Raw genomic sequence first — 24,932 nt, 5'->3', positions numbered from 1 at the left:
GTGCGGTCTTATTTAATACGTTATAGAAAGAATCTCCTATTTATTTCCTTTTTCAAATTATTTAAGCATTCTACTATTAAAAGTAATTCGAGTACAAATTGAGGTGATCTAAACCGAAATCCGGAATATGTTATAATAGCAATTAAAACGGTAGATAGGATAAGTGAAATGTTTAATGCTCTTACTAAATCTGCCCCTCTAAATAGTAGAAAAATAGACGCCAGCAATGCTAGTATATGAAAACTTACTCTTCCTGTTTCCAGTATTCCTGGTTTTGGAGTCTCTGCTAAAGGATTAAAAGCACTTTTTAATTTCGTAAGAATTATAGGCACAATCAACTTCTTATTCTCTTTTATAAATTGTACGACCGAATGACTATATTGTTTTGAGGCATCAATTTCATTTTGAACATTTACTTCCTCCCCCTCTTTTAACACCAAGCCCTCATCTGCCAGATCACCTTGGGTATTTGTATGAAGTTGTGGTACTTCTTTATTCCATCCTTTTGCCATAACCGCTCCTGAAGAAGTTGTCATTATTAATGAATTTGTTTTAGAACTATTGCATTTCTTATTGGCCATAGTGCTACGATGAATAGAGAAATAACAGAAGAAATGATAAAATGTTTAGTTTGTATTTGCTTAGATAAGACAAGCATTAAGTAAATTGTAAAAGGCAAGAAGATATAATACGGATGAGATAAAATTACTAATGCCCCCGTTAATCCCAATAATGCAAAACCCCTTGTATTCTTTTGACATTTCAAAAGATAATATAGAAATACAGTTATTATAAATAAAGTTAAAGGTTCTACCAGGAATACTCGGCCATAAATCTGGTAAACCGGACTAACCGAATAAATAAAAGCACCTATTAAAATATACCATTTGTCATATTCTAGAAGCCGTAGTATTTTATAAAACAACCCAACGCCAATAAGATGTATAACAACTTTGAATATTAAAATATATAATAACTTATAGCCAAATATCAGGAAAACAAATGCAATAAGCCCAGGCCATAATGGAGGTCTCCAAGTGCTATGCTTTTTAAATTTATAAGATTTATTTTCAACGTTTCCATTCTGAAAATCATTCAATATGTGATCATCTGAATCCTCTGCCTTACCATAATATCCTGTCTTTGCAAGAACGGTACCTAATGAAATATAATCTAAAGCATCTCCACCTGCATTATACCTATTATTGTAACCCAACTTAAAGTTATATAAGAGACAGACGCAAGAAATACATGCGCAAAGAATAGCAATATGATTGAATGAAATATTTTTAAACAAGGTTATATTGAGATAAGATTATATTTAAGAATACACCATAAAGCTCTAAAACCATCTTTCCAGTTAATTTTTTTCCCTTCCTCGTAAGTACGCCCATAGTATGAAATGCCCACTTCATAAATTCTAATTTTCGGGATTCTTGCAATCTTAGCGGTGATCTCGGGCTCAAAACCAAATCTTTTTTCTTTCAGCACTATCTTCTTAAGAACCTCTGCTTTAAACATCTTATAACAACTCTCCATATCAGTAAGATTGAGATTTGTGAACATATTACTAGTAAATGTGAGAAATTTATTTCCTACTGTATGCCAAAAAAATAAAATACGGTGTGGGTTACCTCCCATAAATCTCGATCCATATACGACATCAGCCCTTCCCAATAAAATTGGCTGAAGTAAAATATTGAATTCTTCAGGATCATACTCAAGATCTGCATCCTGAATTATAATAAAATCACCTGTCGCACTCTCTATTCCCTTGTGCAGGGCTGCACCTTTACCCATGTTATAAGGTTGATTTATAAGCCTTATATTGAATGAAGGGTACCTTTGTATAAATTGCTCAATAAGATTTACAGTATTATCACTAGAGCCGTCATCAACCACAATAACCTCCTTATTTATGGAATGTTTCAAATCTAAATTTAAAAGAACTTCTAAAAGTTCAACAATAGTGTTTTCCTCATTATAAGCGGGAACAAGAATAGACAGTGTTTTGCTCATGAATTATTTTAAACGACCTGGCAAATATATTAGATTTAGTAATGACATCATTTATTCATATTTACTGCGACATTCTGTAACAAAATCTCAATTTGATCTACTTATGCCCTATATTCGTTATAAATATTTTAGATGAATTTAATTAAGATTAGAGACATTAAAAGGGATTTCCCTTTAGGAAATGAGGTTGTAAAAGTGCTTAAAGGTATTGACCTCGATATAGATAAAGGAGAATATGTTGCGTTTATGGGTCCGTCAGGATCAGGAAAATCTACTTTAATGAATCTTCTTGGTTGTCTTGATACTCCTACTTCTGGCACCTATGTACTCAACGGCAGAGATGTTAGTGATATGTCTGATGACGAACTTGCCGAAGTTAGAAATAAAGAAATTGGTTTCGTTTTCCAGACCTTTAATTTACTTCCCAGAACGACCGCTTTAGATAACGTAGCTTTACCTATGGTTTACGCAGGTTACTCTAAGCCAGATCGCAGAAAGCGTGCAGAAGAAGTTCTTACAGACGTTGGCCTGGCAGATCGTATGGATCATAAACCTAACCAGCTTTCAGGAGGACAACGTCAGCGTGTGGCTGTAGGGCGGGCACTTGTAAACAAACCGTCTATTATACTTGCAGATGAGCCTACTGGTAACCTCGATTCAAAGACATCTGTAGAGATAATGAGTTTATTTGATGAAATTCATGCAGCAGGAAATACAGTTATTTTGGTAACGCATGAGGAAGATATTGCAGAACACGCCCACCGTATCATAAGATTGCGAGATGGTTTAATAGAAAGTGATGAGCGCAATCCCCACTAGTATCAATTGCAGTTATTACCTATTCTAAAAAATTATATCAAATAGACATTAACAATTTCAGTTATACCTATTTTTGCCGGTAGATATAAAGAATATGAAAATTGTTGTTTCCCCGGCAAAATCGCTCGATTTTGAATCAAAATTACCTACTAATCGTGCCACACAGCCTATTTTTCTAGATCAGGCCGAAATTTTAAATAAGAAGCTTGAACGCAAAACTAAAGCTGAAATCTCAGAGCTAATGAGTATTAGCGATAAACTTGCTGATCTCAATTACCACCGTTATAAATCTTTTACAACACCTTTTACAAAAGAAAATTCGCGCCCCGCTGTTTATGCTTTTGATGGCGATGTTTATAGTGGTCTTGACGCCTATACCATCCCCGTAAAAAAGCTTGACCTTTTACAGAATACGTTGCGTATTCTTTCCGGACTTTATGGTGTATTGAAACCTTTAGACCTTATGCAACCCTACCGTCTGGAAATGGGGACTAAATTAAAATCAGGCAAAAATGAAGATTTATATGATTTTTGGGGCGAAAAAATAACCAAAAAATTAAATGAGGAATTGGCTGATGATGAGATTTTCTTAAACTTGGCTAGTCAGGAATATTTCAAATCTGTCAAAACAGATAAACTTAAGGTTCCTGTTATAACTCCTATTTTCAAGGATTACAAAAACGGTAAATTAAAAATCATTTCTTTTTATGCCAAAAAAGCCAGAGGCTCTATGGTACGCTATGTTATTGACAAAGAAGTAAGTTCTATAGATGAACTAAAAGGTTTTGATTATGACGGCTATGGCTATAGCGAACAATACTCAAACCCAGATAAAAATGAATTTGTATTTGTAAGATAAAACGCCGATACTGGCATTTTAAACCTTTATCTATATTTATAGCGTGACATCTCGAAAATAGACAGGCCTAATAAGATATGGATGACTATAAAGTCAATCTTCCTAACTATCCTTCTACAAGATTGTCTTTTGATGAAGATTTTTGCTCCTCTGCACTTAAGGTCTTTGTAGAATTTTGTTTTGTGGGCACATCGGCTACTGTGGCTTTCTTAGAATTGCGTTTTCTTCTCTTACCATAAGAACCAATATGTATTTTACCTCTCCTGGTTTTTATATCTCCTTTTCCCATAATTTTTAACTTTCTTAAAATTAAATAATTACCACTTTTAAAACCTAAAAAAATTGCTAAAAAATCGGGTAAAAAGCATAAAAAAGCCCCTACTTAGGGGCTTTTTTAATGTATGTATTTAAAATTTACTTTACATCCATCAATTCTACGTCAAATATAAGTGTAGCATCTGGAGGAATAACACCACCTGCACCACGACTACCGTAACCTAAGTTAGAAGGAATTACAAAGCGAGCTTTATCACCTACTTTTAAAAGACCTACACCTTCATCCCATCCTGAAATTACCTGACCCACGCCCAATTCAAAATCTATGGGTTGGTTGCGCTTGTACGAACTGTCAAATACAGTACCATCTGCTAACTGACCTTTATAATGTACAGAAACAACTTTACCTTTTTGAGCTTTTGCTCCACTACCCTCTTGTATGATCTGGTAACGCAAACCGCTATCTGTAACTTTAAAACCTTTAGCTATTTTATCTAGTTCTTCAGCTTGTTTTGCTTTCTCCTCAGCTAGTCTTTTCTCGCGTGAGCCTTCAAAAGTGCGAAAAGCCTCAACAGAATTCCATTTTTCAGCTTCTTCTCCTACTCTTATGATTTCAACCTTGTCCATAGTATCACCCTGCGCGATAGCATCAACAACATCCTGACCTTCTACAACATTTCCAAAAACTGTGTGCTTATTATCTAACCATGGTGTAGCCACATGTGTGATAAAAAACTGACTACCGTTAGAACCAGGACCAGAATTTGCCATAGAAAGTACTCCGGGCGTATCATGTCTCAAATCCTGATGAAACTCATCATCAAATTTGTAACCGGGATCTCCTGTGCCTGTACCTTTAGGATCTCCTCCCTGAATCATAAAATCAGGTATAACCCGGTGAAATTTGAGTCCGTTATAAAAAGGTTCTCCTTGTGGTTTAGCAGAATTTTCTAAATTCCCTTCGGCTAGTGAAACAAAGTTCCCTACCGTTCCCGGAGTTTTGTCGTGAGTAAGTTTGATTAAAATTTCGCCTTTAGGCGTATGAAATTTCGCGTATATTCCGTCTTGCATGACACTATTTTAAAATTGAGTGACAAAGGTAAGCCTTATCTGTAAAGGTTAAAAATTAGTATTAATTTTCATTGCCTTATGGCGAAAAGAAAAAGCACCTCGTATATAAGGTGCTTTTATAAATTTATGGGGAGTTCTAATTAATTAGCGACCTCGCTTATAAATTTAATACGGTACAATCTCAATTCCTCGTCATCATAATCGCCGTCAAATTCTTCCATAGCATCCTCAATTTTATCAGATTCAGAATCGATAAAATATTCATGAAGTTCTTCTTGCTGATCTTCGTCTAAGATCTCATCAATCCAATAATCAATATTAAGTTTTGTGCCGCTGTAAACAATAGCTTCCATTTCCTTAACAAAATCTGTCATTTCAAGACCTTTCGCCGAAGCGATATCATCAAGCGGAAGTTTACGGTCTACATTTTGTATAATATAGAGCTTAAGTGCGCTATTAGAACCCGTAGATTTAACTACAAGATCGTCTGGTTTTATAATATCATTATCTGCAACATATCTGGTGATAAGATCTATAAATTCTTTCCCGTATTTTTTAGCTTTGCCCTCTCCTACACCAAAAACATTAGACATTTCTTCTATAGAAGTTGGGTATTTAAGCGCCATATCCTCAAGAGAAGGATCTTGAAAAACAACATAAGGAGGCACATCTTTTTTCTTACCTACTTTTTTTCTCAGGTCTTTAAGCATAGCCACAAGCTTGGGGTCTGCGCCCATGCCCTTGCCAGCTTTAACAATGCTATTATCTGCATTCTCGTCATACATGTGATCTTCTGTCATCATGAATGACTTAGGTTTATTGAGAAATTTAGTCCCCTTATCTGTCATCTTAATGACACCATAAGTCTCAATATCCTTTTTTAAAAAACCTGCTACTAATATTTGGCGTAAAAGAGCTTTCCAGTAATGTGCATCACGCCCTTTACCTATACCAAAGTAATCTTCTTTATCTGTCATATGTGATGATATGACAGCGTTTGCTTTACCTACTAAGGTATTAACTAGTTCTTTGCCTTTATATATTTCACCGGTTTTTTTAACAACCTCAAGTACTTTTACAACATCATCCTGCGCTTCATGCTTTTTCTTGGGATTGCGCACATTATCGTCAAGATCACCACCAGGCATGGTCTCATTATCAAATTCTTCCCCAAAATAATGCAGAATAAATTTGCGTCTTGACATAGAAGTTTCTGCAAAAGCGACCACTTCCTGCAGCAATGCATGACCTATCTCCTGCTCGGCCACAGGCTTGCCACTCATAAATTTCTCAAGCTTCTCAATATCCTTATAAGCGTAGTAAGCGAGACAATGACCTTCGCCACCATCACGGCCCGCACGACCTGTTTCCTGATAATAACTTTCTATACTTTTTGGGATATCGTGATGTATCACAAATCGCACATCTGGCTTATCGATACCCATACCAAAGGCAATAGTAGCAACAACAACGTCAACATCTTCCATAAGGAACATATCCTGATGTTTAACACGCGTTTTAGCATCTAAACCAGCATGATAGGGTACGGCAGAAATACCATTAACCTGAAGCACCTGTGCGAGTTCTTCAACACGCTTTCTGCTAAGGCAGTAAATAATGCCGCTCTTACCTTCATTTTGTTTCACAAAACGTATTATATCTGCATCAACGTCTTTAGTTTTAGGACGTATTTCATAGTAAAGATTTGGCCTGTTAAAAGATGCCTTAAAAGTATTTGCAGATGAAATACCCAGATTCTTTAAAATATCTTCCTGAACCTTTGGAGTCGCTGTCGCAGTAACTGCTATAATAGGAATATCATCTCCCAGGCGCTTAATAATCGTTCGCAGATTGCGATATTCTGGTCTAAAATCGTGTCCCCACTCACTTATACAATGCGCTTCGTCAATCGCTACAAATGAAAGCGTATGTTCTCTCAGGAACTCTACGTTTTCTTCTTTTGTAAGCGATTCTGGTGCCACATACAGCAGTTTTGTAATACCGTTAGCAATATCTTCTTTAACCTGTTTTATTTCGCTTTTGTTCAAAGAAGAATTCAAAACATGGGCAATACCATGCTCATTAGATATACCCCTAAGGGCATCAACCTGATTCTTCATAAGAGCAATAAGAGGGGAAACCACGATCGCAGTTCCTTCTTGTATAAGAGCCGGCAATTGATAACAAAGTGACTTCCCGCCACCCGTTGGCATAATCACAAAAGTATGATGCCTGTTAACTATACTTGTAATTACCTTTTCCTGAAGGCCTTTAAACTGGCTAAAACCAAAATATTTTTTGAGTGCGGCGTTTAAGTCTATTTCTTCTGAACTCATTAATCCTTATTCAATTTTGCATACATTTGCAATCTAAATATACTAATTTCTTTAGGACATACAAACGGCATAAATACTTATCTCTTGAATATCCACGAGCAGATCGTTATCAACGCTAAACGGACAATTACCATAGAAAATAAAGCCATCACTAACCTGATTGATCTAATCGATCAGGAATTTGCTGAGGCCGTAGAATTAATCTACAATTCTAAAGGCCGCATCATTTTAACCGGCGTAGGTAAAAGTGCCATTATAGCACAAAAAATTGTAGCCACCCTTAATTCTACAGGCACGCCTGCCATTTTTATGCATGCTGCAGATGCTATTCACGGTGACCTGGGTACAATTTTAAAAGACGATATCGTAATCTGCGTTTCTAAGAGTGGTAACACTCCAGAGATAAAAGTTCTCGTCCCGTTTATCAAAAACAATAATAATACCATAATTGCGATAACATCTAATCGTGACTCATATTTAGGTAAACAATCAGATTATATTTTGCACGCTTACGCGGAAAAAGAAGCATGCCCGCACAATCTTGCTCCCACTACAAGTACCACCGTACAACTTGTGATGGGAGATGCATTGGCAATTGCTCTTCTTGATCTTAGAGGTTTCTCTACAAGCGATTTTGCAAAGTACCATCCTGGTGGTGCTTTGGGTAAAAAATTATATCTGCGTGTTAGTGATCTTTTAAGTTTGCATGATAAGCCAGAAGTTGCACCGCATACATCTATTAAAGATGTAATTATTGAAATTTCTAAGAAAATGCTTGGTGTTGCTGCTGTTTCAGAAAACAATAAAATCGTAGGAATCATCACAGATGGTGACATACGCCGTATGTTAGAGAAACATGATGTACTTAGCGGACTGACTGCAAGTGACATTATGAGCAAAAACCCTAAATACATTAACGATACCGCAATGGCCGCAGAGGCATTAGAGATATTAGAAGAGAATAGTATATCGCAACTACTGGCAATAGATAATAACAACAATTATTCTGGTGTGATTCACATACATGATTTAATAAAAGAAGGAATACTATAATGGCAAGAAAAAAAACAAGTGAGCAACATGAAATGTCCTTTTTGGATCATCTTGAAGAATTACGCTGGCACTTAATAAGAGCTACACTTTCTGTTGTAATTTTAGGAGTACTCATCTTTATCTTCAGAGATTTTGTGTTTGAAGAAATCATCTTTGCTCCCGCAAAACCTGATTTTATTTCTTACGATTTTCTCTGCAGGATGGCTCAGGTTTTTGGCTCTGATAAAGGTTGCGTAGAAGAAGAAATGAATTTTATAATTCAAAACCGAACCATGGGCGGGCAGTTTAGTGCCGCTATATGGACTTCTATTATTGGTGGTGTTGTTCTGGGATTTCCATATATAATGTATGAATTCTGGAAGTTTATTTCTCCCGGTCTTTATGAGAATGAACGCAACAACTCACGCGGATTTATCGTGATCTCATCACTGCTTTTCTTTCTTGGTGTTTTATTTGGTTTCTACATCATTGCTCCTTTATCAATAAACTTTTTAGCCAACTTCACCGTGGGTAATGAAGTTAAAAATGAGTTTGATATAGATTCTTACATCGGTCTGGTACGCTCTAGCGCATTGGCAGCCGGTCTTATTTTTGAACTTCCTATCATCATATATTTCTTTACTAAAATTGGCTTGGTAACACCGCAGTTCTTACGTAAATATCGCAAGTACGCACTGGTGATCGTATTGATTATTTCGGCTATAATTACTCCGCCAGATATTTCGACACAAGTAATTGTTTCAATCCCTATTTTAATATTATATGAAGCAAGTATTCTTATCTCAAGTTTTGTGATGAAACAGGAAGAACGCAAATTAAAGAAGGTTCTAAAAAAATAACGCTATACTTTTTAGTTTAAAAAATATGTCTAAGAATACCGAAAACCCAGTACAAGAATTTAATGATTATCGTTCTAAGATGAACGATAAGATCCTGGCTGATAAAAACAAGATCATAAACCGTATTTTTAACCTTGATACTAACGCTTTTATGCCGGGCGCGCTTGATGTAAAAACTAAAGAACTTCTGGGTCTAGTTGCATCAACTGTTCTACGCTGTGATGATTGCGTAAAATACCATCTTGAAAGCTGCTATAAAGAAGGAATTACCAAAGATGAAATAATGGAAACCCTGAGCATAGGCACATTAATAGGCGGTACAATTGTGATACCTCACCTAAGACGCGCTTATGAATTCTGGGAGGCATTAGAAGAGCAGGAAGCATAGTACGCCAGAAGTTTGGTGCAATACTTGATAAACCTATTACATGAAATTACGAGCAGAGAATCTGGTAAAATCCTATAAAGGCCGCCAGGTCGTTAAAGGCATTACCGTAGAAGTTAATCAGGGTGAGATTGTAGGTCTTTTGGGTCCTAACGGTGCCGGTAAAACTACCTCGTTTTACATGATCGTAGGTCTGGTTAAACCAAATGGTGGTAACATCTTTCTTGAAGATAAGATCATTACGAAATATCCCATGTACAAGCGTGCACAAAATGGGATAGGATATCTGGCCCAGGAAGCTTCGGTATTTAGAAAACTGAGTATTGAAGATAATATTCTTAGCGTGCTTCAGCTAACAGACCTGAGTAAGAAAGAGCAACACGCAAAAATGGAAGAACTTATAGAAGAGTTCAGCCTTGGCCACATTCGTAAAAGTCGTGGTGATTTACTTTCTGGTGGTGAGCGCAGACGTACTGAGATTGCTCGTGCCTTGGCCACAAACCCCAATTTTATTCTTCTTGATGAACCGTTTGCAGGTGTAGATCCTGTTGCTGTAGAAGACATTCAGCGTATTGTCGCCCAACTAAAGTCTAAAAACATAGGTATTTTAATCACAGATCACAATGTACAGGAAACTCTTGCCATTACAGATCACACCTATCTTATGTTTGAAGGCAGCATTTTAAAGCACGGTATCCCTGAAGAACTTGCCGCAGACGAGATGGTGCGTAAAGTTTATTTAGGCCAAAACTTTGAGCTGAGAAAGAAAAAACTTTTTAGCTAAGCGAAAAAAATATAAAACTTCACCAGATTCAGTGAGTAGAAAGTGAGTCAAAAAGTGTGGTCTTTTGGCCGTTTTTTACCACGTTTTGGTAGATTTTTTCCAGCTGACCTTTAACTATCCTATCGGCTGAAAGTTCTGGAAGATCATCAATTTTAAACCAGCCAACATCAAGAATATCAAAATTAGGATCAATAATCCCTCCTTTTAATACGCAATAAAAAAAGATCTTATACACATAATGTGCTTGTGGCGGGTGCGGGTGGCAACGCTTGTCGTAAACGGCACAAATATGAACTGGCTCAACATGTAAACCTGTTTCTTCTTCAACTTCTTTTACTACAACTTCTGCCGGAGTCATACCAATATCTGCCCAACCTCCGGGCAGTGTCCACTTGCCATCAACTTTTTCTTTAACCAGTAAAATTTCCTTTTGCTCATTCACAACAAAACCCCGAATATCGACCTTTGGCGTAGGATAATCGATCTCTGGCAGGTAAAAATCGTTGAGAACCTCAACCGGAGTTACACCTAAAGCACCTATCATAGTAACGGCAATTTCCTGCAACTGCTCATAACGTTCTGCATCATAACCTGTAGGATTAAAAACCAATCCCGTATCTGCTAATGATTTTACTTGTTTGGCAAGATTTAAAAGTGTTTCACTGGAAAGATAAGTTTGATTCATGCATGATTTTTTACTAAACTACGCATTCTTATTTCGTTTAAAACGAAAAAAATCAGCTTTTTCCTGCTAAAAATCGACCAAAAAGCTCAAAAAACTGCCCCACATGAAAGCCATCCATCAAAGCGTGATGCGCGTGTACAGAAACAGGCATTGATCGTTTCCCGTGTTCTTCTGTCATTTTTCCAAAGGCGATCTTAGGGCAACTATCTGGAAATGAAAAACTGCGTGCATGAGAAACCGAAGTAAAATCTACCCAGGGTATCGCAGAACAGTGAATCACATTTTGTCCCGAGGTTGAGGGATCAAGACCTTTTGTATGCTGCACACGCGTGATTTCTTCTTGTGCATGTACAACAAACTCTTCAAAGTCCTCAAAATATTTAATGTATGAAAAACCAAAGGTACCATCGGGCCTGTTTATTGTAGGCGATGCATCTACTCTGTCATAAATGTGAACCTGAGCGTCAATAATTCGGTATTTAAAAGGCTCTATAGTATTCACCGCCGCAAGAGCTTTATGCAGATAGAACAGAAAAAATGAATACCCGTTCTCTTTTGAAAGGCGATAAACTTCTGTACAATCAACACGCGCTGTTAAACCAAAAAAAGGTTCTTCAAATTTATTGTAAAACTCGAAATGCTCTTTGCGTGCCCAATTGTCTAAATCTAGTATTGTAGTCAAAAAAAGGAATTTATTGTAATTATTATTTTTTCACTGCAAATGAGATAATCACATACATCACAATGATTAATGGCACAGCTAAAAACTGAAGAAAAGCTAAAAGCAAAGCCGCAATTATCAGGAATATGTATCTCACTTTATTTTCGGCAAAGCCCCATGTCTTGAACTTAAGCGCAAACAAAGGCAATTCTGCATTGAGCAAATAACAGCTTAAAGCGGTAAGTCCTAAAAGAAACCCTTTATTAGAAATGATTTCTTCTACAACAGGATATGAATCATATATTAAAATCAACGGCAGACTTATTATCAATAAGGCATTTGCCGGTGTGGGCAGACCAATAAAAGAATCGGTTTGGCGCGTATCAATATTAAATTTGGCCAGCCTGTAAGCAGATGCTAATGTTATGGCAAAACCTAAAAACGGCAGCAGGCTCAACGACTCCCAGTGCAGCTCCTGCTCTACCCATTTCACACCACCTCCCCAGTTCTCGATGCGATGTAAAAGTTGATACATCACCATGCCGGGCACAACTCCACTCGTTATAACATCTGCAAGAGAATCAAGCTGCAGCCCAAGTTCACTTTGAGCTTTAAGAATACGTGCAAAAAAACCATCAAAAAAGTCGAAAAAAATGCCCAAAACCACCGCATAAGCAGCAAATTCCAGCCTGTTTGTAGCGGCAAAATAAGTCCCTAACATACCGCAGAAAAGATTTGCCATGGTAAAGGTGTTAGGAATATACCGGGATAATATCATATTTGAGTTTTTAATAAACGTTGCCGGGACAAGCTTCTCTGTTTAAATCCCAGTTGTGCGTAAAGATAATTTAAAATTACAGGCTTCATGGCCTAATTTAAATCTCAGCCTACAATATACCGCTTAAAATAAAGTTTAATTTGTAGAATTATTTGGGCATATTTGTCCTTAAAATCAACGCGGTTGAACAAAAATTACGCGATACTACTTCTGTTATTTCTTCCTTTTATCGCGCAGGCTCAGGCTGTGCGCAAATATTCTAACGAATTTTTAAATATTGGTGTAGATGCAGCTTCTTTAGGGATGGCAAATGCCGTTGTTGCCAGCACAGGTGATGTAAATTCAGGGTATTGGAATCCTGCCGGACTTGTTAATCTGGAAGATAACGAGCTTGCGCTCATGCACGCCAGTTATTTTGCAAATATCGCCTTGTATGATTATGCAGCTTTCGCGAAAACTATCGATGACGAGAGTACTGTAGCGCTTTCTCTAATTCGTTTTGGAGTAGATGATATTCTAAACACAACACAACTTATAGATGCTAACGGAAATATAGATTATAACCGCATTAGCCTGTTTTCTACAGCAGATTATGCGCTTACGTTCTCATACGCACGACGCTTACCTGTTGAGGGTTTAAATCTGGGTGCCAATGCTAAAATTATAAGGAGAGTAATAGGAGATTTTGCCTCTTCCTGGGGATTTGGTATCGATTTTGGTCTACAATATTCTGCAGGCGACTGGGATTTTGGAGTGATGGCAAGAGATATAACAACATCTGTTAACACATGGAGTATAGACGAAGAACAGTTTGCTACAATTAGCGATGCGGTAGAAGGTCAAAATCAGGAACTGCCTGAGACTATGGAAATCACGCTACCTAAATTACAAATGGGTGTTTCCCGCTCCTGGCTTATTCGTTATGATTACACCATAAAAGCCGAAGTTGATCTCCTCATGCGTTTTGCCCAGACTAATGATATTATCTCAAGCTCTTCTGTAAGTGCCAGTCCGGCGGTGGGGTTTGAGTTTGGTTATACAGATCTTGTGTTCTTACGTGCCGGTGTAGGTAATTTTCAAACCATCACCCAACTTGATGGCAGCGAGCGTACCGGTTTTCAACCCAATATTGGTGTGGGCTTTCAGTATAGAGGTATACATATAGATTACGCTTTAACAGATATAGGTGATCAAAGCGCTGCTATTTACAGTAATATATTTTCAGTAAAACTAGATTGGGAATTATTTAGATAGATCTGGCTTTGTCGCCCTTAGCATTTCACGTTTTCCCGGTGGTCCCGGTAATCGTTCTACAAGAAAACCTACAGATTGCATAGCCCTGCGTACGCTACCCTTTGCTGCGTAGGTTACCAGAACACCGCCTTCTTTTAAAGCCGTAAACATTAATTTAAAGATATTCTCTTCCCATAGTTCTGGCTGAACTCTCGCGCCAAAGGCATCAAAATAAATTAAGTGATGTTGATCTTGATCTGTTATCGTTTCAAAAGTTTGATGGCGCTTTTTTAAATTAAAGTTGGTCGTGATTTCTTCAGATTCTCCCCATGCAGCAGCGTGCATTTTCGCGAAAGCCTTCTCGTATTTATTTTCTCCCGTTAACTCAATATAATTAAGCTGTTCAATTTCATCTGCAGAAACAGGAAAAGCCTCTACACCTTCATAGTTGATTACAATACTTTTGTCATCTGCTGCTATACAAGTAAGAAATGCATTTAACCCGGTACCGAAACCTATTTCAAGAATATTGAGCTGCTTTAATGCAGATGTACTTATAAAATGATCAAGCCCCGTTTTTAGAAATACGTGTTGCGCCTCTTGTATGGCACCGTGCATAGAATGATATTGCTCATTCCACTCTGTGATCTGTATTGTCGTTGACCCGTCTGCGGTTTTAACTATTTTGCGCTGCAAACTACCTATTACCTATTTTAACCCCGTCTGCAACAAAAGCTAATGTGCGTGCAGGCTGAGTAATTTTTTCTATTTCTTCGTCGCTTTTACCTGCATCTTTAGCCAGATGTTTTTGCTCGTCTACAGGCACTTCTGCAATGTAAGCTCTGCCGTGAACGGTCACCTGCTGCTCTTCAATATCTTTAGGAACGAAGAACCCGTAATCTTTAAACTTGACCATTACTTTTTCAGTCGTACCAATGTCTACTTTCATCCAGCAACCTTTGGCTTTGCAAACATCTGCAACGGGACCTTGAAATGTTACGTTCACCGTGTCACCTACAGCAAGATTTTTATAGATATCGCCTACCTCAGGACCATTTAATGTTTTGACGTTTTTAAAATCTTCCCCATAAACCTGAGCTGGTTCTAACCGGGCGATTTCCTGGGAAACTTCAGGACTTGTCTTTTCTTCTTTTTCTTTACAACTAAACAGAAAAAGCACCGTAAAAACCAAAAGAAATGTATTTTTCATAACCGTAATCATTTAAAAATGATGGAGCGGGTAAAAATAATGATTTCTAGGCATGCTTGCTTAGATAAATTGATAAATTTGTAAGTTCAAAAAACTGTGTAAAAATGACCGAAACCTTGAAAATCACACCGATAAAGGAGTCTAAAATAAGTGCTGTAGATTTTGACAATCTATCTTTTGGTACTGTATTTACAGATCATATGTTTATTTGCGATTATAAGAATGGTGCATGGCAAACGCCTGAGATACTTCCTTATGGTCCTATGCAAATGGATCCTTCTGCCAAGGTTTTTCATTATGGGCAGGCGGTCTTTGAAGGTATGAAAGCCTACAAAGATGATGAGGGAAAAATATGGATGTTTAGACCTGATGAGAACTTTAAGAGAATTAATCGCTCTTCTGCAAGACTTGCTATGCCTGCTTTTCCTGAAGAATATTTCTTTGACGGGTTAAACCAGTTGTTGAACCTTGATAAAGAATGGATCAAGACAGGTATTGAGAACTCTTTATACATTAGACCATTTGTAATAGCTACAGAAAATGGAGTTTCTGCATCACCTGCAACAGAATATCGTTTTATAATCATTTGTGCTCCTGCTCAGGCATACTACAAAGGCAAAGTAAAAGTGCTCTTTGCTGATAAATTTAGTCGTGCTGCAGATGGTGGTGTTGGTTTTGCTAAAGCAGCAGGAAACTATGCAGCGCAATTCTACCCTACAGATCTTGCAAAGGAAAAAGGATACCAACAAATTGTATGGACAGACGCCAACTCTCACGAGTATCTTGAAGAAGCAGGAACGATGAATGTTTTCTTTCGTGTAAACGACACTTTACTTACTGCGCCTACTAACGACCGTATTCTTGATGGTGTTACGAGAAAAAGTATTATCGCTCTTGCGGAAAGAGCCGGAATTAACGTAGAAGTACGACCGGTGAAAGTACAAGAGATCGTTGATGCTGCTAAAAAAGGTGAACTGAAAGAAATGTTTGGCGCGGGAACTGCAGCTACGATCAATCCTATTGCCGGTTTTGGCCATAAAGATGAAGATTATGAGCTTGCAGATCTGGCAGATTCTTATGCGACCAAATTCAGTAAACAATTAAAAGAAATACAAGCTAATCTTGCCGAAGACCCATTTGGCTGGAGATATGAAGTACCTGCCTTATAAGGCATAAAATCAACTAAAAAGCCCGAAAAATCGGGCTTTTTTTATTCGTTTTCTATTATTCGTTTCAGTTCTGGTTTAAAATAATTAGGCCCTTTTAGAACCTTCCCGTCTTCTCTGTAAACAGGTTTACCGTCTTCACCCAGCTTACTCATATTACTACGCTGTATCTCTTCAAAAACCTCTTCTATTTTATCCTGCATCCCATGTTCAACTATGGTACCACATAAAATATAAAGCATATCAACCAGAGCATCTGCAACTTCTATAAGATCGCCCGCATTAGCTGCCTCAAGATATTCTTCATTCTCTTCTTTCATGAGATTATACCTCAACATATTTTTAGCCTTACCTAAATCGGCATGTGGTTTTTCATTGATTCCTAAACCAAATGCGGTATGAAATTCATGTACAGATGCTATCCTCTTTTTCATAATCTGCTATTATTTTAAAGTGTAAATTTGCTTAAAAATAAATAAAAATGTTCAGTACCGGCCAGTGGATCTTTGCCCTTTGTTTTCTAATTGCTTTTGTGATTTTTATCTCTTACAGTTACATTAAAGACAAAGGTCTCCACAAGAAATATTACAGAGGCAGTTTCTGGATTTTATTGGGATTTTTAGCGTTTATCGCTATTCTTTTTGGCATAAAGCTCTACTTAAAAGAGTAAGGAAACCAGCAATAACATCATTGTTAAAATTCTTATCTTAGCATTCTAACCCGCAGTATCGCATGAAAATATTAAAATACCTCTTCTTTCTTCTACTTATTGTATTCATCGCAGGGGCGATATATTTTGCCACAAAAGACGGCCATTATGAAGTTGAAGAAAGTCTGGTAATAGAAGCGCCCGTTGAAGTTGTATTTAAGAAAGTGAATGACTACCGCACCTGGGAAGACTGGGGACCATGGAAGCAGGAAGATCCTACAATGGTTTTCAATTATCCTGAAAACACCTCTGGAGAAGGAGCTAATTATTCATGGAATGGTAAAGATTCTGATGGTTCTATGCTTACAACAGAGGTAATAGAAAATTCTATCATCAATCAGGAAATAACTTTTGATACTCCCGCCGGGGAACGTAAAGCCACAGTTTACTGGATTTTCACTCCTGTTGAAAATGGAACCAAAGTGACCTGGGGATTGCGTGGGGAGCACACGATAACAGATAAAGCATACTTCACATTAACCGGTTACGATTTTGACCAGGAGATGCATACAATGTATCAATCAGGATTAGAAGGACTTTCAGCCTCAGTAAAGCGGGATATGGAAGTTTATTCTATAAAAATTGACGGTATAACGCAATACAGTGGTGGTTTTTATATGTACACTACTGCAGCCACAACTCGTGAAGCGATCACTTCTAAAATTGAGCAATTACTTAAAAAGGTTCAATTATATATGGAAGGTAATGAGATCACGATCGTAGGTAAACCAATGACTATTTATAATGAATGGGATGAAGTAAATGGTAATGCTATAATTTCATGCGGTTTCCCTACTACAACCCGTATTATTGTGCCAGATGACAGCGAAGTACTTTCAGGGTTTATTCCTGCTCAAACTGTATTAAAAACTACTCTTAAAGGAAATTATTCTAACCTTTATGAAGCATGGGGTCAAACTGAAGATTACTTATCTGATAATAATTATGAGGCTTCAGAAACGAGCCCACAATTTGAAATTTATATTACAGACCCTAAAATGCAACCCAATCCCGCTAATTGGGTAACAGAATTATACCAACCTATTAAAACTGAAGAAATAGAATGAAGCAGGTCCTCCTCGTATTTTTAGGAGGCGGAATAGGCAGTGCTCTGCGTTATTTAGTAGGCAGCTGGCTTAATAATCCACAAAACGGAATTCCTTACGGTACTTTTGTTGCCAACATTTTAGGAAGCTTAATAATAGGCGCAATACTGGGTTGGGCGCTTAAAAACAATACGCTGGGTTCTGGGGCGGTTTTAATACTTGCCACCGGCTTTTGCGGTGGTTTTACCACATTTTCAACTTTCGCTTATGAAAACCACCTTTTACTTAGATCTGGTGATTTTTTTAATTTTGCGCTATATACAATAAGTAGTATTCTATTGGGATTTGCCGCCGTATTTTTAGGAATCTGGCTGGCTCGTTATATATAAAGCACTAATTTATTGAGGAGTCATTTTATAGTAACAAGTACAACTCTAACACCAGTATACAATAATTTAATTTAACTACTAAGAATTAAATGGCACAGATTAACCCTCACATAAACTTCAACGGCAATGCCGAAGAAGCCTTTACATTTTACAAATCAATTTTTGGCGGAGAGTTTGTAAAAGTCATGCGTTTCAAAGAGATGTCAAGTCCAGAATACCCCGTATCTGAAAATGAAGCAAACAAAATAATGCATATTGCTTTACCTATCGGGAAAAACTTTCTAATGGCTAACGATGTTCCGGAAAGCATGGGATCTACTAATGAAAACGAAAACAGAAGTAAAATTTCAGTTAGCGCAGAAAGTAAAGAAGAAGCAGACAAATTATTTAATGGTCTTTCTGAAGGTGGGCAAGTTGAAGTACCTATTGAGCAAAGTCCCTGGGGTTCTTATTTTGGCATGTTTAGAGATAAATTCGGTATTGAATGGATGGTAGATTATGATCCAAACTATAACGGGGAAAAGGTAAAAGAATAAAGACAAAACCGCTTCAGCCTAACGATTAAGTTTTTTTGAGATTCTGCAGATTTTCTTCTGCCAGTATTTAGTAAAAACTGCGATCAATGCGCTTTAAAATCTTTAACGCCTGCTTCTACCCTAACCTGCAGGTCATTTACGGCAGGAGTTATGGGGCAACTGTATTTAGGACTATAAGCACAATAAGGATTATACGCTTTATTAAAATCTATAAAGATCTCATCACCATCAGGAATACGCATATCTATAAATCTGCCACCCCCGTATGAGCCATCACCACTGGTAAGATCTGTAAACGGAAGAAACAGGTAATCTTCATAACCGGGTTCTTTATACGGTTCTACAGATTTGTAGAGATTAAGCTTTAATTCTTTCCCCTTAAGGGTAAAATGAGCCTCACCATATTTAAAATACATAGGTTTACGATCTGTTGTAGTTGCCATTGCAAAAGGCTTTTCATCTGGCGTTCTCACAAATCTGGCTTTTACACGGTAAGTAGAATCTATATCATAAAATTCTAAACCGTGAAAATTCTCAAAATCTTCAGGGAGCAGTACAGTTGTTTCAGGAGAGCCATATTCTGCGTTTAATTCTGTTTGAAAATCGGCAATTTCACGGTCAAAATTGGTTGTTTTTTGCCCAAAAACAGCGCCCATTACCAGTAAGAAAATAATATTTAGATATAATTTAATTTTTACTGAAGACATGTAAATAGATTTTACTAGATTTATTAACTGAAATATTAAGAAATTTTCATCTTTTTTCCAGATTTAAATTACTGAAGTAAGACTGAATATTTCAGCCCTACTCTAAGGGTAAAAATAGCTAATATGTATAACGTCTCCACAACCTCGATTAAGTATCTCTTTTTAAAGAGACACCAGATCTATCGTGTTATGTGAGCATACTAAAATATCATCATAATCAAAAAGTCTGGCAATGTTTGCCAGACTTTCTTTTTTTCCAGCCAAAATGAAACATTTATTCAGTCTTTACTTAAAAACATTTAATGGTCTCTCAAGAGAGGTTTGGTGGCTTGCGCTTATAACATTAATCAATAGAGCCGGCGCGATGGTAATTCCATTTTTATCGCTTTATCTAACAGATAATCTTGAGTTTTCACTCGAAAAAGTGGGCTGGGTAATGACGTGCTTTGGTTTAGGTTCTTTATTTGGCGCATGGCTGGGCGGTAAACTTTCAGACAAAATAGGTTACTACAAAGTGATTATGTTCAGCTTGCTCAGCACAGGTTTGGGCTTTTTCGCTTTGCAGTTTATAACAAGTTTTGCGGGGATCTGCATTGGCTTCTTTTTGCTCATTGCAATGGCAGACGGTTCTCGTCCTGCATTTTTTGTGGCTCTTAGCGCATACAGCAAACCAGAAAATAAAACGCGTTCTCTCACTCTTATCAGGCTCGCTATAAATCTGGGTTTCTCTGCCGGGCCCGCTTTAGGCGGATTAATTATTACCGCGGTAGGCTACTATGGTTTATTCTGGATAGATGGGATTACTTGTATTTTAGCCGGTCTGCTACTTACACAAACCCTGCATCCTAAAAAGGCAAGAATCTCAGATAAAGAAGAATTAATTGAAAATCCGTTGCCGCCACATAAGGATAAATTGTATATAATCTTTTTGATAGCTCTGGCTTTGTTCGGGTTTATCTTCGTACAGTATTTTTCTACAGTACCGCTTTACTACAAAGAAATACATGGCCTGCGGGAAGAACAGATAGGTCTGTTACTAGCGCTTAACGGCTTTTTAATCTTTGTTTTTGAAATGCCTTTAATCGCTTTTCTGGAAAAAAGAAAATGGTCTTTAGTAACAAATGTGATCATTGGCTTAATGCTGGTGGGCACCAGCTTTCTTCTTTTTCTGGTGACGCCGTGGGCCGGAATCCTTGTAATTGGAATGATTATCGCCACTTTTGGCGAAATGATCGCATTCCCTTTCGGAAATTCATTTGCTTTAAGGAGAGCTAAATTAGGAAGACAAGGAGCTTACATGGGGCTTTACAGTATGTCATTTTCGCTATCGCATATTTTTGGTCATAACTCTGGTATGCAATTAATTGCAGCTTTTGGTTATAACAATACGTGGCTGGCGATGATCATTGTAATGGCGATTGCTTTTCTACTGCTGCGGTATGTACAGAAGAAATTAAATTCAGAACCTGTAACCGCTACAGTGTAATTATTGATATTCAGACTTGTAAAGGTAACGCTCAATTATTTGATTATAAGTGGGCGTGATGCGAATAACTTCTGTACCGGGAATACTATATAATTTTCTATAGTCTTTATAGCCCTTTTTTAGAAGTTCTTCCAGATAGAAGTATGCCGTATTCTCATCATTGTCTTCACTTGCCAGTTGAATAATATTGAGATAAGCAGGAAAGTAATTCGGCTTTATTATTGTTTTTAAAACATTTGGAAAAATCTTTTGACTGGCTGTTGCGGCTTTATTACTGTCAAGAGCTTCTATATATCTATCAACTGTTAAATCTATATAGCCCAGCATGCGCTTAGCTACTTTCTGCTCATAAGGTTTAGTAGAATCTTTAGCTACAGCCTCAAATCGTTGTACTTTTTCATCCCAATAACCCAGATTTTCAAAATTGGCCGTAACAACATCCTCATCAATAAAGTAACTCATATCATCAAGCAGGTAAGCTTCATCCATTAAGCCATTATTCTTATTATTCCGCTCCCTCTTAAATGCCTTCATTTTTCTAAGGTCACGTTGTATATCTCTTAAAGAATCAAGATCGTGCGAGTGCCTGTATTTATCTTTTAGCTCACCTAAAAAATCATAAGCAATGGTATAATCGTGCTTTTTTATAAGCGCATCTGCGGTAAGATAATCTCTTATAAAAGATGAATCGATATACTGCTGTGGTAATTCTTCTTTTACTCTTTCTGCTTGAAGTTGATGCAGTGTATTAAAACTGCTTGACAGATAATCAATATCAGGCCAGCCACCCTCTCCCGAATACTCGTACAATTTATTCTCAGATTTAAAACCAGAAAGCACGTCAAATACATTGACCATATCATAATACTTAGGCGATGTGTCCCCCACCAGGCCTATGTAAATTTCTTTTTTATACGTTATACGAGGATCGTTCTTAAAAAAGATATCATTAACAGCAAGAACTCCAGAGATATTAGTAATTAAAAATGTTATACCGCTCGCTACACGAGCGCCTTCATCAAGACCGGCTGTGTAGACATAATTGCTGTTTACCTTTATTTTCTTAAGCACATCTTCTATAACCCGCAGACCGTTATCAACATCTGCTTCAAGAGAGTCTCCCAATCTAACATTGGGCGAAGCAATTATAAAATTATCCTGTATCATCCCTGCCTTAAACATTCTGGATATGCGTACACCGTTACCTTCAGGATCAAAGACAAAAAGGGCAGGATACGCCTTAGACGGATCAAATTCTGAAGGAATATATAAAGTGTATGGAACCCTGAGGGAGTCTGAAGTTACCAGATCTGAATTAACAATTCCCTTTTTCAGGGTTATATTTTGAGCAGAAACCGCAAAAAATGATAGACCAAAAAGCAGAAAACAAATTTTATGCATATTCTTTTTATGAAAACATCAATCAAATAGTGTGCTACAATTTAAACATAAAAAAACCGCTTCTACAAGAAGCAGTTCAGATTAAAATATAGATTTGTAGATTTTTTAAGCTTCAACTTTTTGAGGATATTGCCCGTCGTTTTTCAAAAAACGGGAAAATAAGGCTACAACAAATAGGTCTGCAGCTATTAAAAATAATACTCTGGCTGCCTCTGTACCCCACAAATCAAAACCATAAAAACCGTAAAAACCTGATAAAAGAGCCAATATTAAAAAGTGTATGGTAAATCGTTTCATAGGTTGTATTTATTAGTATTTGATTAACTTATTGGTAAAACTAATAGAGTTTTCCTTTTTTCTCTCCTAACATTTTCCTAATTGCCATAAATTTAACGAGTTGAATATGCAAATGTTAAAATGAATTTACAGCCGATTTTACCACATAAATAGCCGATTTTCTTAGGCCTTTTGCCGGTTTTTAATTGGTCTACAGTTTGTATCTTTGCAAGGCAAATTGCAAATTATGAATACAGAAACTTTAGTAGCGCCCGTTCATACTCCTAAACCTAAATGGCTACGTGTAAAATTGCCTACCGGCAAAAAATACACTGAGCTAAGAAGTCTGGTAGACAAATACGATCTGCATACCATATGTACTTCAGGAAGCTGCCCCAATATGGGAGAATGCTGGAGTGAAGGAACTGCTACTTTCATGATATTAGGGAATGTTTGCACAAGATCTTGTGGTTTTTGCGGTGTAAAAACAGGAAGACCTGAAACGGTAGATTGGGAAGAGCCAGAAAAAGTGGCCAGGTCTATTAAGTTAATGCAAATAAAACATGCAGTTGTTACTTCGGTAGATCGTGACGACTTAAAAGATATGGGTTCTATCATGTGGGCAGAAACGGTTAAAGCCATTCGCAGAATGAACCCTGAAACAACTCTTGAGACCTTAATTCCAGATTTTCAGGGCAACACAAATAATATAGACAGAATAATTGCTGTTTCTCCAGAAGTAGTTTCTCATAATATGGAAACTGTAAAGAGACTTACTCGTGAAGTGCGCATACAAGCGAAATATGAGCGTAGTCTGGGGGTTTTAAAATACCTCAAAGATAACGGCATACGCAGAACTAAATCTGGCATTATGTTAGGATTAGGAGAGACAGAAGAAGAAGTTTTGCAAGTTATGAGAGACCTGCGTGATGCTAATGTTGACATTGTGACCATTGGCCAATACCTGCAGCCTTCTAAAAAACATTTACCGGTTAAGCAATTTATTACTCCAGACCAATTCAAGAAATATGAGACCTTAGGACTTGAAATGGGCTTTAGGCATGTAGAAAGTGGTGCGCTTGTGCGCTCATCTTACAAAGCACAAAAACATCTTTTATAATATATAAATTCCTGTAATGGAAAAAATCAAAATCGGTATCAACGGTTTTGGAAGAATAGGCAGACGGCTGCTAAGACTGCTGCATAATCATCCCTCTATTGAAGTACTTGCCATTAATGATATTGCAGATCCCGCAACACTGGCTCATTTATTTAAATATGACAGCATACACGGGATTTTTCAGGGACAAATAGAACATCGCAACGCAACAAGAGGCAATGAGTTTATAATTGATGGTCAAAAAATTGTGGTTTATTCTGAAAAAGAAATAGCTAATATTCCATGGCATTTATACGATCTTGATGTTGTTATTGAAGCATCAGGAAAGTTTAAAGAGAATATACAACTTGAGCAACATTTGCAAGCCGGTGCAAAAAAAGTGATTTTAACCGTTCCTCCTCAGGATGATTCTATTAAAACAGTTGTTCTTGGTGTTAATGAACATATACTCAATGGTGAAGAAAAGATAATTTCTAATGCCAGCTGTACTACTAACAATGCGGCGCCCATGATCAAAGTAGTACAAGATCTCTGCGGAATTAAACAGGCATACATTACAACTGTACACTCGTATACCACAGATCAAAGTTTACATGACCAGCCTCACAAAGATTTAAGACGAGCCCGCGCAGCTGGCCAGTCTATTGTGCCTACAACAACGGGAGCAGCAAAGGCACTAACAAAGATCTTTCCTGATCTTGAGAATGTTATTGGCGGCTGTGGGATTCGTGTTCCTGTACCTAATGGCTCTCTTACAGATGTAACTTTAAATGTAGAAAGAGAAACTACGATTGAAGAAATAAACAACGCCTTTAAAGAGGCCGCTGCCGGCCCTTTTAAAGGAATAATTGAATATTCAGAAGTCCCACTTGTATCAATCGATATCGTAGGAAACCACCATAGTTGCATACTTGACGCGCAAATGACTTCAGTGATAGGGAACCTGGTAAAACTTATAGGCTGGTATGATAACGAAACTGGATACTCGAGTAGATTGATAGATTTAATTTGTTATGTTTGCGTAAAGCATTAATGAAAAATTTAAGTATTTTTAACAAATTCTATATTTTCGTTTTTTAATCAATTTA

Annotated in this window: 30 protein-coding genes; 15 read left to right on the top strand and 15 right to left on the bottom strand. The window is 37.2% G+C overall.

Annotated features, from left to right (window positions below):
* Positions 1-20: 20 nt before the first annotated feature.
* The 3 genes from ACH3PA_RS11490 to ACH3PA_RS11480 form a co-directional block, all read right to left on the bottom strand.
* Complete coding sequence (locus ACH3PA_RS11490) at positions 21-536, bottom strand: hypothetical protein (protein ID WP_416444102.1); 516 nt, start codon at positions 534-536, stop codon at positions 21-23.
* 2 nt (positions 537-538) lie between these two features.
* Positions 539-1,216, bottom strand: coding sequence for an ArnT family glycosyltransferase (locus ACH3PA_RS11485; protein ID WP_416444104.1), 678 nt, complete (start codon positions 1,214-1,216; stop codon positions 539-541).
* An 83-nt stretch (positions 1,217-1,299) separates the two neighbouring features.
* Positions 1,300-2,019 carry a glycosyltransferase family 2 protein gene (locus tag ACH3PA_RS11480; protein ID WP_416444106.1) on the bottom strand — a complete coding sequence of 240 codons (720 nt, stop codon included), beginning with the start codon at positions 2,017-2,019 and terminating at the stop codon, positions 1,300-1,302.
* Positions 2,020-2,151: 132 nt separating this feature from the next.
* Here ACH3PA_RS11480 and ACH3PA_RS11475 point away from each other — a divergent pair, with 132 nt between their 5' ends.
* Complete coding sequence (locus ACH3PA_RS11475; RefSeq protein ID WP_416444108.1) at positions 2,152-2,838, top strand: ABC transporter ATP-binding protein; 687 nt, start codon at positions 2,152-2,154, stop codon at positions 2,836-2,838.
* A 94-nt stretch (positions 2,839-2,932) separates the two neighbouring features.
* Positions 2,933-3,697: a peroxide stress protein YaaA gene (yaaA, locus tag ACH3PA_RS11470; RefSeq protein ID WP_416444110.1), complete on the top strand. Its 765-nt coding sequence runs from the start codon at positions 2,933-2,935 to the stop codon at positions 3,695-3,697.
* 106 nt (positions 3,698-3,803) lie between these two features.
* On the opposite strand, the gene ACH3PA_RS11465 is transcribed toward yaaA, so the two are convergent.
* The 3 genes from ACH3PA_RS11465 to ACH3PA_RS11455 form a co-directional block, all read right to left on the bottom strand.
* Positions 3,804-3,986 carry a 30S ribosomal protein THX gene (locus ACH3PA_RS11465; RefSeq protein ID WP_416444112.1) on the bottom strand — a complete coding sequence of 61 codons (183 nt, stop codon included), beginning with the start codon at positions 3,984-3,986 and terminating at the stop codon, positions 3,804-3,806.
* A gap of 125 nt (positions 3,987-4,111) precedes the next feature.
* Entirely contained in the window at positions 4,112-5,044 is a 933-nt protein-coding gene (locus ACH3PA_RS11460; protein WP_416444114.1) for a peptidylprolyl isomerase, read from the bottom strand.
* Positions 5,045-5,184: 140 nt separating this feature from the next.
* Complete coding sequence (locus tag ACH3PA_RS11455; RefSeq protein WP_416444116.1) at positions 5,185-7,380, bottom strand: RecQ family ATP-dependent DNA helicase; 2,196 nt, start codon at positions 7,378-7,380, stop codon at positions 5,185-5,187.
* 84 nt (positions 7,381-7,464) lie between these two features.
* Here ACH3PA_RS11455 and ACH3PA_RS11450 point away from each other — a divergent pair, with 84 nt between their 5' ends.
* Genes ACH3PA_RS11450 through lptB form a run of 4 tightly spaced genes read left to right on the top strand, consistent with a single transcriptional unit; the run spans position 7,465 to position 10,441 of the window.
* The gene (locus ACH3PA_RS11450; protein ID WP_416444118.1) at positions 7,465-8,433 is read left to right on the top strand and encodes a KpsF/GutQ family sugar-phosphate isomerase; all 969 of its coding nucleotides are present in this window, start codon (positions 7,465-7,467) and stop codon (positions 8,431-8,433) included.
* The gene (tatC, locus tag ACH3PA_RS11445; protein WP_416444120.1) at positions 8,433-9,272 is read left to right on the top strand and encodes a twin-arginine translocase subunit TatC; all 840 of its coding nucleotides are present in this window, start codon (positions 8,433-8,435) and stop codon (positions 9,270-9,272) included. Before ACH3PA_RS11450 ends, tatC begins: the two co-directional genes overlap by 1 nt.
* Positions 9,273-9,297: 25 nt before the next feature.
* Positions 9,298-9,660: a carboxymuconolactone decarboxylase family protein gene (locus ACH3PA_RS11440; protein WP_416444122.1), complete on the top strand. Its 363-nt coding sequence runs from the start codon at positions 9,298-9,300 to the stop codon at positions 9,658-9,660.
* Between the two features lie 40 nt (positions 9,661-9,700).
* Positions 9,701-10,441, top strand: coding sequence for an LPS export ABC transporter ATP-binding protein (gene lptB / locus ACH3PA_RS11435; protein WP_416444124.1), 741 nt, complete (start codon positions 9,701-9,703; stop codon positions 10,439-10,441).
* A gap of 28 nt (positions 10,442-10,469) precedes the next feature.
* Here lptB and ACH3PA_RS11430 read toward each other — a convergent pair whose 3' ends face one another.
* From ACH3PA_RS11430 to ACH3PA_RS11420, 3 genes are read right to left on the bottom strand one after another with little or no spacing between them, the layout of a single operon-like run.
* Complete coding sequence (locus ACH3PA_RS11430) at positions 10,470-11,126, bottom strand: NUDIX hydrolase (RefSeq protein WP_416444126.1); 657 nt, start codon at positions 11,124-11,126, stop codon at positions 10,470-10,472.
* Between the two features lie 52 nt (positions 11,127-11,178).
* Positions 11,179-11,808 (bottom strand): CatA-like O-acetyltransferase, encoded by a 630-nt coding sequence (locus ACH3PA_RS11425; protein WP_416444128.1) that lies wholly within the window; start codon positions 11,806-11,808, stop codon positions 11,179-11,181.
* 22 nt (positions 11,809-11,830) lie between these two features.
* Positions 11,831-12,565 (bottom strand): CDP-alcohol phosphatidyltransferase family protein, encoded by a 735-nt coding sequence (locus ACH3PA_RS11420; RefSeq protein ID WP_416444130.1) that lies wholly within the window; start codon positions 12,563-12,565, stop codon positions 11,831-11,833.
* A 183-nt stretch (positions 12,566-12,748) separates the two neighbouring features.
* On the opposite strand from ACH3PA_RS11420, the gene ACH3PA_RS11415 reads away from it, so the two are divergent.
* Positions 12,749-13,819, top strand: coding sequence for a PorV/PorQ family protein (locus ACH3PA_RS11415; protein ID WP_416444132.1), 1,071 nt, complete (start codon positions 12,749-12,751; stop codon positions 13,817-13,819).
* Here the strand turns inward: ACH3PA_RS11415 and mnmD are convergent.
* Positions 13,808-14,494 (bottom strand): tRNA (5-methylaminomethyl-2-thiouridine)(34)-methyltransferase MnmD, encoded by a 687-nt coding sequence (gene mnmD / locus ACH3PA_RS11410; RefSeq protein WP_416444134.1) that lies wholly within the window; start codon positions 14,492-14,494, stop codon positions 13,808-13,810. The two genes, ACH3PA_RS11415 and mnmD, sit on opposite strands and share 12 nt — an antisense overlap.
* Position 14,495: 1 nt before the next feature.
* Complete coding sequence (locus tag ACH3PA_RS11405) at positions 14,496-15,008, bottom strand: DUF4920 domain-containing protein (RefSeq protein WP_416444136.1); 513 nt, start codon at positions 15,006-15,008, stop codon at positions 14,496-14,498.
* A 104-nt stretch (positions 15,009-15,112) separates the two neighbouring features.
* On the opposite strand from ACH3PA_RS11405, the gene ACH3PA_RS11400 reads away from it, so the two are divergent.
* Positions 15,113-16,177, top strand: coding sequence for a branched-chain amino acid aminotransferase (locus tag ACH3PA_RS11400; RefSeq protein ID WP_416444138.1), 1,065 nt, complete (start codon positions 15,113-15,115; stop codon positions 16,175-16,177).
* A 41-nt stretch (positions 16,178-16,218) separates the two neighbouring features.
* Here ACH3PA_RS11400 and ACH3PA_RS11395 read toward each other — a convergent pair whose 3' ends face one another.
* On the bottom strand, positions 16,219-16,608 hold the full coding sequence (locus ACH3PA_RS11395; protein WP_416444140.1) for a hypothetical protein: 390 nt from the start codon (positions 16,606-16,608) through the stop codon (positions 16,219-16,221).
* A 47-nt stretch (positions 16,609-16,655) separates the two neighbouring features.
* Between ACH3PA_RS11395 and ACH3PA_RS11390 the strand changes: the two genes are divergently transcribed.
* From ACH3PA_RS11390 to ACH3PA_RS11375, 4 genes are all read left to right on the top strand, one after another.
* A complete protein-coding gene (locus ACH3PA_RS11390; RefSeq protein WP_416444142.1) occupies positions 16,656-16,844 on the top strand; it encodes a hypothetical protein in 189 nt (62 codons plus the stop codon).
* A gap of 62 nt (positions 16,845-16,906) precedes the next feature.
* A complete protein-coding gene (locus ACH3PA_RS11385; RefSeq protein WP_416444144.1) occupies positions 16,907-17,950 on the top strand; it encodes an SRPBCC family protein in 1,044 nt (347 codons plus the stop codon).
* Positions 17,947-18,318, top strand: a complete 372-nt coding sequence (crcB, locus tag ACH3PA_RS11380; RefSeq protein WP_416444146.1) for a fluoride efflux transporter CrcB — start codon at positions 17,947-17,949, stop codon at positions 18,316-18,318. The genes ACH3PA_RS11385 and crcB overlap by 4 nt, the downstream gene beginning before the upstream one ends.
* A gap of 89 nt (positions 18,319-18,407) precedes the next feature.
* Positions 18,408-18,854 (top strand): VOC family protein, encoded by a 447-nt coding sequence (locus ACH3PA_RS11375; RefSeq protein WP_416444148.1) that lies wholly within the window; start codon positions 18,408-18,410, stop codon positions 18,852-18,854.
* A gap of 83 nt (positions 18,855-18,937) precedes the next feature.
* Here ACH3PA_RS11375 and ACH3PA_RS11370 read toward each other — a convergent pair whose 3' ends face one another.
* Entirely contained in the window at positions 18,938-19,561 is a 624-nt protein-coding gene (locus ACH3PA_RS11370; RefSeq protein ID WP_416444150.1) for a DUF1684 domain-containing protein, read from the bottom strand.
* A gap of 265 nt (positions 19,562-19,826) precedes the next feature.
* Between ACH3PA_RS11370 and ACH3PA_RS11365 the strand changes: the two genes are divergently transcribed.
* Entirely contained in the window at positions 19,827-21,047 is a 1,221-nt protein-coding gene (locus tag ACH3PA_RS11365) for an MDR family MFS transporter (RefSeq protein ID WP_416444152.1), read from the top strand.
* Here the strand turns inward: ACH3PA_RS11365 and ACH3PA_RS11360 are convergent, their stop codons facing one another.
* Entirely contained in the window at positions 21,048-22,448 is a 1,401-nt protein-coding gene (locus ACH3PA_RS11360) for a hypothetical protein (RefSeq protein WP_416444154.1), read from the bottom strand.
* A gap of 105 nt (positions 22,449-22,553) precedes the next feature.
* Complete coding sequence (locus ACH3PA_RS11355) at positions 22,554-22,745, bottom strand: DUF1328 domain-containing protein (protein ID WP_416444156.1); 192 nt, start codon at positions 22,743-22,745, stop codon at positions 22,554-22,556.
* 226 nt (positions 22,746-22,971) lie between these two features.
* Between ACH3PA_RS11355 and lipA the strand changes: the two genes are divergently transcribed.
* Together lipA and gap are read left to right on the top strand one after the other, a co-directional pair.
* On the top strand, positions 22,972-23,844 hold the full coding sequence (lipA, locus tag ACH3PA_RS11350) for a lipoyl synthase (RefSeq protein ID WP_416444158.1): 873 nt from the start codon (positions 22,972-22,974) through the stop codon (positions 23,842-23,844).
* A gap of 16 nt (positions 23,845-23,860) precedes the next feature.
* Positions 23,861-24,877 carry a type I glyceraldehyde-3-phosphate dehydrogenase gene (gene gap, locus ACH3PA_RS11345; protein WP_416444160.1) on the top strand — a complete coding sequence of 339 codons (1,017 nt, stop codon included), beginning with the start codon at positions 23,861-23,863 and terminating at the stop codon, positions 24,875-24,877.
* The last annotated feature ends 55 nt before the right edge of the window (positions 24,878-24,932 follow it).

Source organism: Leeuwenhoekiella sp. A2, from assembly GCF_047946655.1.
Classification (GTDB): domain Bacteria; phylum Bacteroidota; class Bacteroidia; order Flavobacteriales; family Flavobacteriaceae; genus Leeuwenhoekiella.
Note: the sequence above shows the minus strand (reverse complement) of the source record. Positions and strands in the feature narration are given on the sequence as shown.

What these genes read in the sequence shown, in the direction of transcription:
- ACH3PA_RS11390 (WP_416444142.1), top strand. Translation starts at nt 16,656, where the DNA reads ATGTTCAGTACCGGCCAGTGGATCTTTGCCCTTTGTTTTCTAATTGCT.
- crcB (WP_416444146.1), top strand. Translation starts at nt 17,947, where the DNA reads ATGAAGCAGGTCCTCCTCGTATTTTTAGGAGGCGGAATAGGCAGTGCT.
- lptB (WP_416444124.1), top strand. Translation starts at nt 9,701, where the DNA reads ATGAAATTACGAGCAGAGAATCTGGTAAAATCCTATAAAGGCCGCCAG.
- ACH3PA_RS11480 (WP_416444106.1), bottom strand. Translation starts at nt 2,019, where the DNA reads ATGAGCAAAACACTGTCTATTCTTGTTCCCGCTTATAATGAGGAAAAC.
- ACH3PA_RS11420 (WP_416444130.1), bottom strand. Translation starts at nt 12,565, where the DNA reads ATGATATTATCCCGGTATATTCCTAACACCTTTACCATGGCAAATCTT.
- tatC (WP_416444120.1), top strand. Translation starts at nt 8,433, where the DNA reads ATGGCAAGAAAAAAAACAAGTGAGCAACATGAAATGTCCTTTTTGGAT.
- ACH3PA_RS11455 (WP_416444116.1), bottom strand. Translation starts at nt 7,380, where the DNA reads ATGAGTTCAGAAGAAATAGACTTAAACGCCGCACTCAAAAAATATTTT.
- yaaA (WP_416444110.1), top strand. Translation starts at nt 2,933, where the DNA reads ATGAAAATTGTTGTTTCCCCGGCAAAATCGCTCGATTTTGAATCAAAA.
- ACH3PA_RS11430 (WP_416444126.1), bottom strand. Translation starts at nt 11,126, where the DNA reads ATGAATCAAACTTATCTTTCCAGTGAAACACTTTTAAATCTTGCCAAA.
- ACH3PA_RS11475 (WP_416444108.1), top strand. Translation starts at nt 2,152, where the DNA reads ATGAATTTAATTAAGATTAGAGACATTAAAAGGGATTTCCCTTTAGGA.
- ACH3PA_RS11465 (WP_416444112.1), bottom strand. Translation starts at nt 3,986, where the DNA reads ATGGGAAAAGGAGATATAAAAACCAGGAGAGGTAAAATACATATTGGT.
- ACH3PA_RS11460 (WP_416444114.1), bottom strand. Translation starts at nt 5,044, where the DNA reads ATGCAAGACGGAATATACGCGAAATTTCATACGCCTAAAGGCGAAATT.
- ACH3PA_RS11385 (WP_416444144.1), top strand. Translation starts at nt 16,907, where the DNA reads ATGAAAATATTAAAATACCTCTTCTTTCTTCTACTTATTGTATTCATC.
- ACH3PA_RS11370 (WP_416444150.1), bottom strand. Translation starts at nt 19,561, where the DNA reads ATGTCTTCAGTAAAAATTAAATTATATCTAAATATTATTTTCTTACTG.
- ACH3PA_RS11395 (WP_416444140.1), bottom strand. Translation starts at nt 16,608, where the DNA reads ATGAAAAAGAGGATAGCATCTGTACATGAATTTCATACCGCATTTGGT.
- ACH3PA_RS11490 (WP_416444102.1), bottom strand. Translation starts at nt 536, where the DNA reads ATGACAACTTCTTCAGGAGCGGTTATGGCAAAAGGATGGAATAAAGAA.
- ACH3PA_RS11440 (WP_416444122.1), top strand. Translation starts at nt 9,298, where the DNA reads ATGTCTAAGAATACCGAAAACCCAGTACAAGAATTTAATGATTATCGT.
- gap (WP_416444160.1), top strand. Translation starts at nt 23,861, where the DNA reads ATGGAAAAAATCAAAATCGGTATCAACGGTTTTGGAAGAATAGGCAGA.
- ACH3PA_RS11360 (WP_416444154.1), bottom strand. Translation starts at nt 22,448, where the DNA reads ATGCATAAAATTTGTTTTCTGCTTTTTGGTCTATCATTTTTTGCGGTT.
- ACH3PA_RS11405 (WP_416444136.1), bottom strand. Translation starts at nt 15,008, where the DNA reads ATGAAAAATACATTTCTTTTGGTTTTTACGGTGCTTTTTCTGTTTAGT.
- ACH3PA_RS11375 (WP_416444148.1), top strand. Translation starts at nt 18,408, where the DNA reads ATGGCACAGATTAACCCTCACATAAACTTCAACGGCAATGCCGAAGAA.
- ACH3PA_RS11365 (WP_416444152.1), top strand. Translation starts at nt 19,827, where the DNA reads ATGAAACATTTATTCAGTCTTTACTTAAAAACATTTAATGGTCTCTCA.
- ACH3PA_RS11355 (WP_416444156.1), bottom strand. Translation starts at nt 22,745, where the DNA reads ATGAAACGATTTACCATACACTTTTTAATATTGGCTCTTTTATCAGGT.
- lipA (WP_416444158.1), top strand. Translation starts at nt 22,972, where the DNA reads ATGAATACAGAAACTTTAGTAGCGCCCGTTCATACTCCTAAACCTAAA.
- ACH3PA_RS11400 (WP_416444138.1), top strand. Translation starts at nt 15,113, where the DNA reads ATGACCGAAACCTTGAAAATCACACCGATAAAGGAGTCTAAAATAAGT.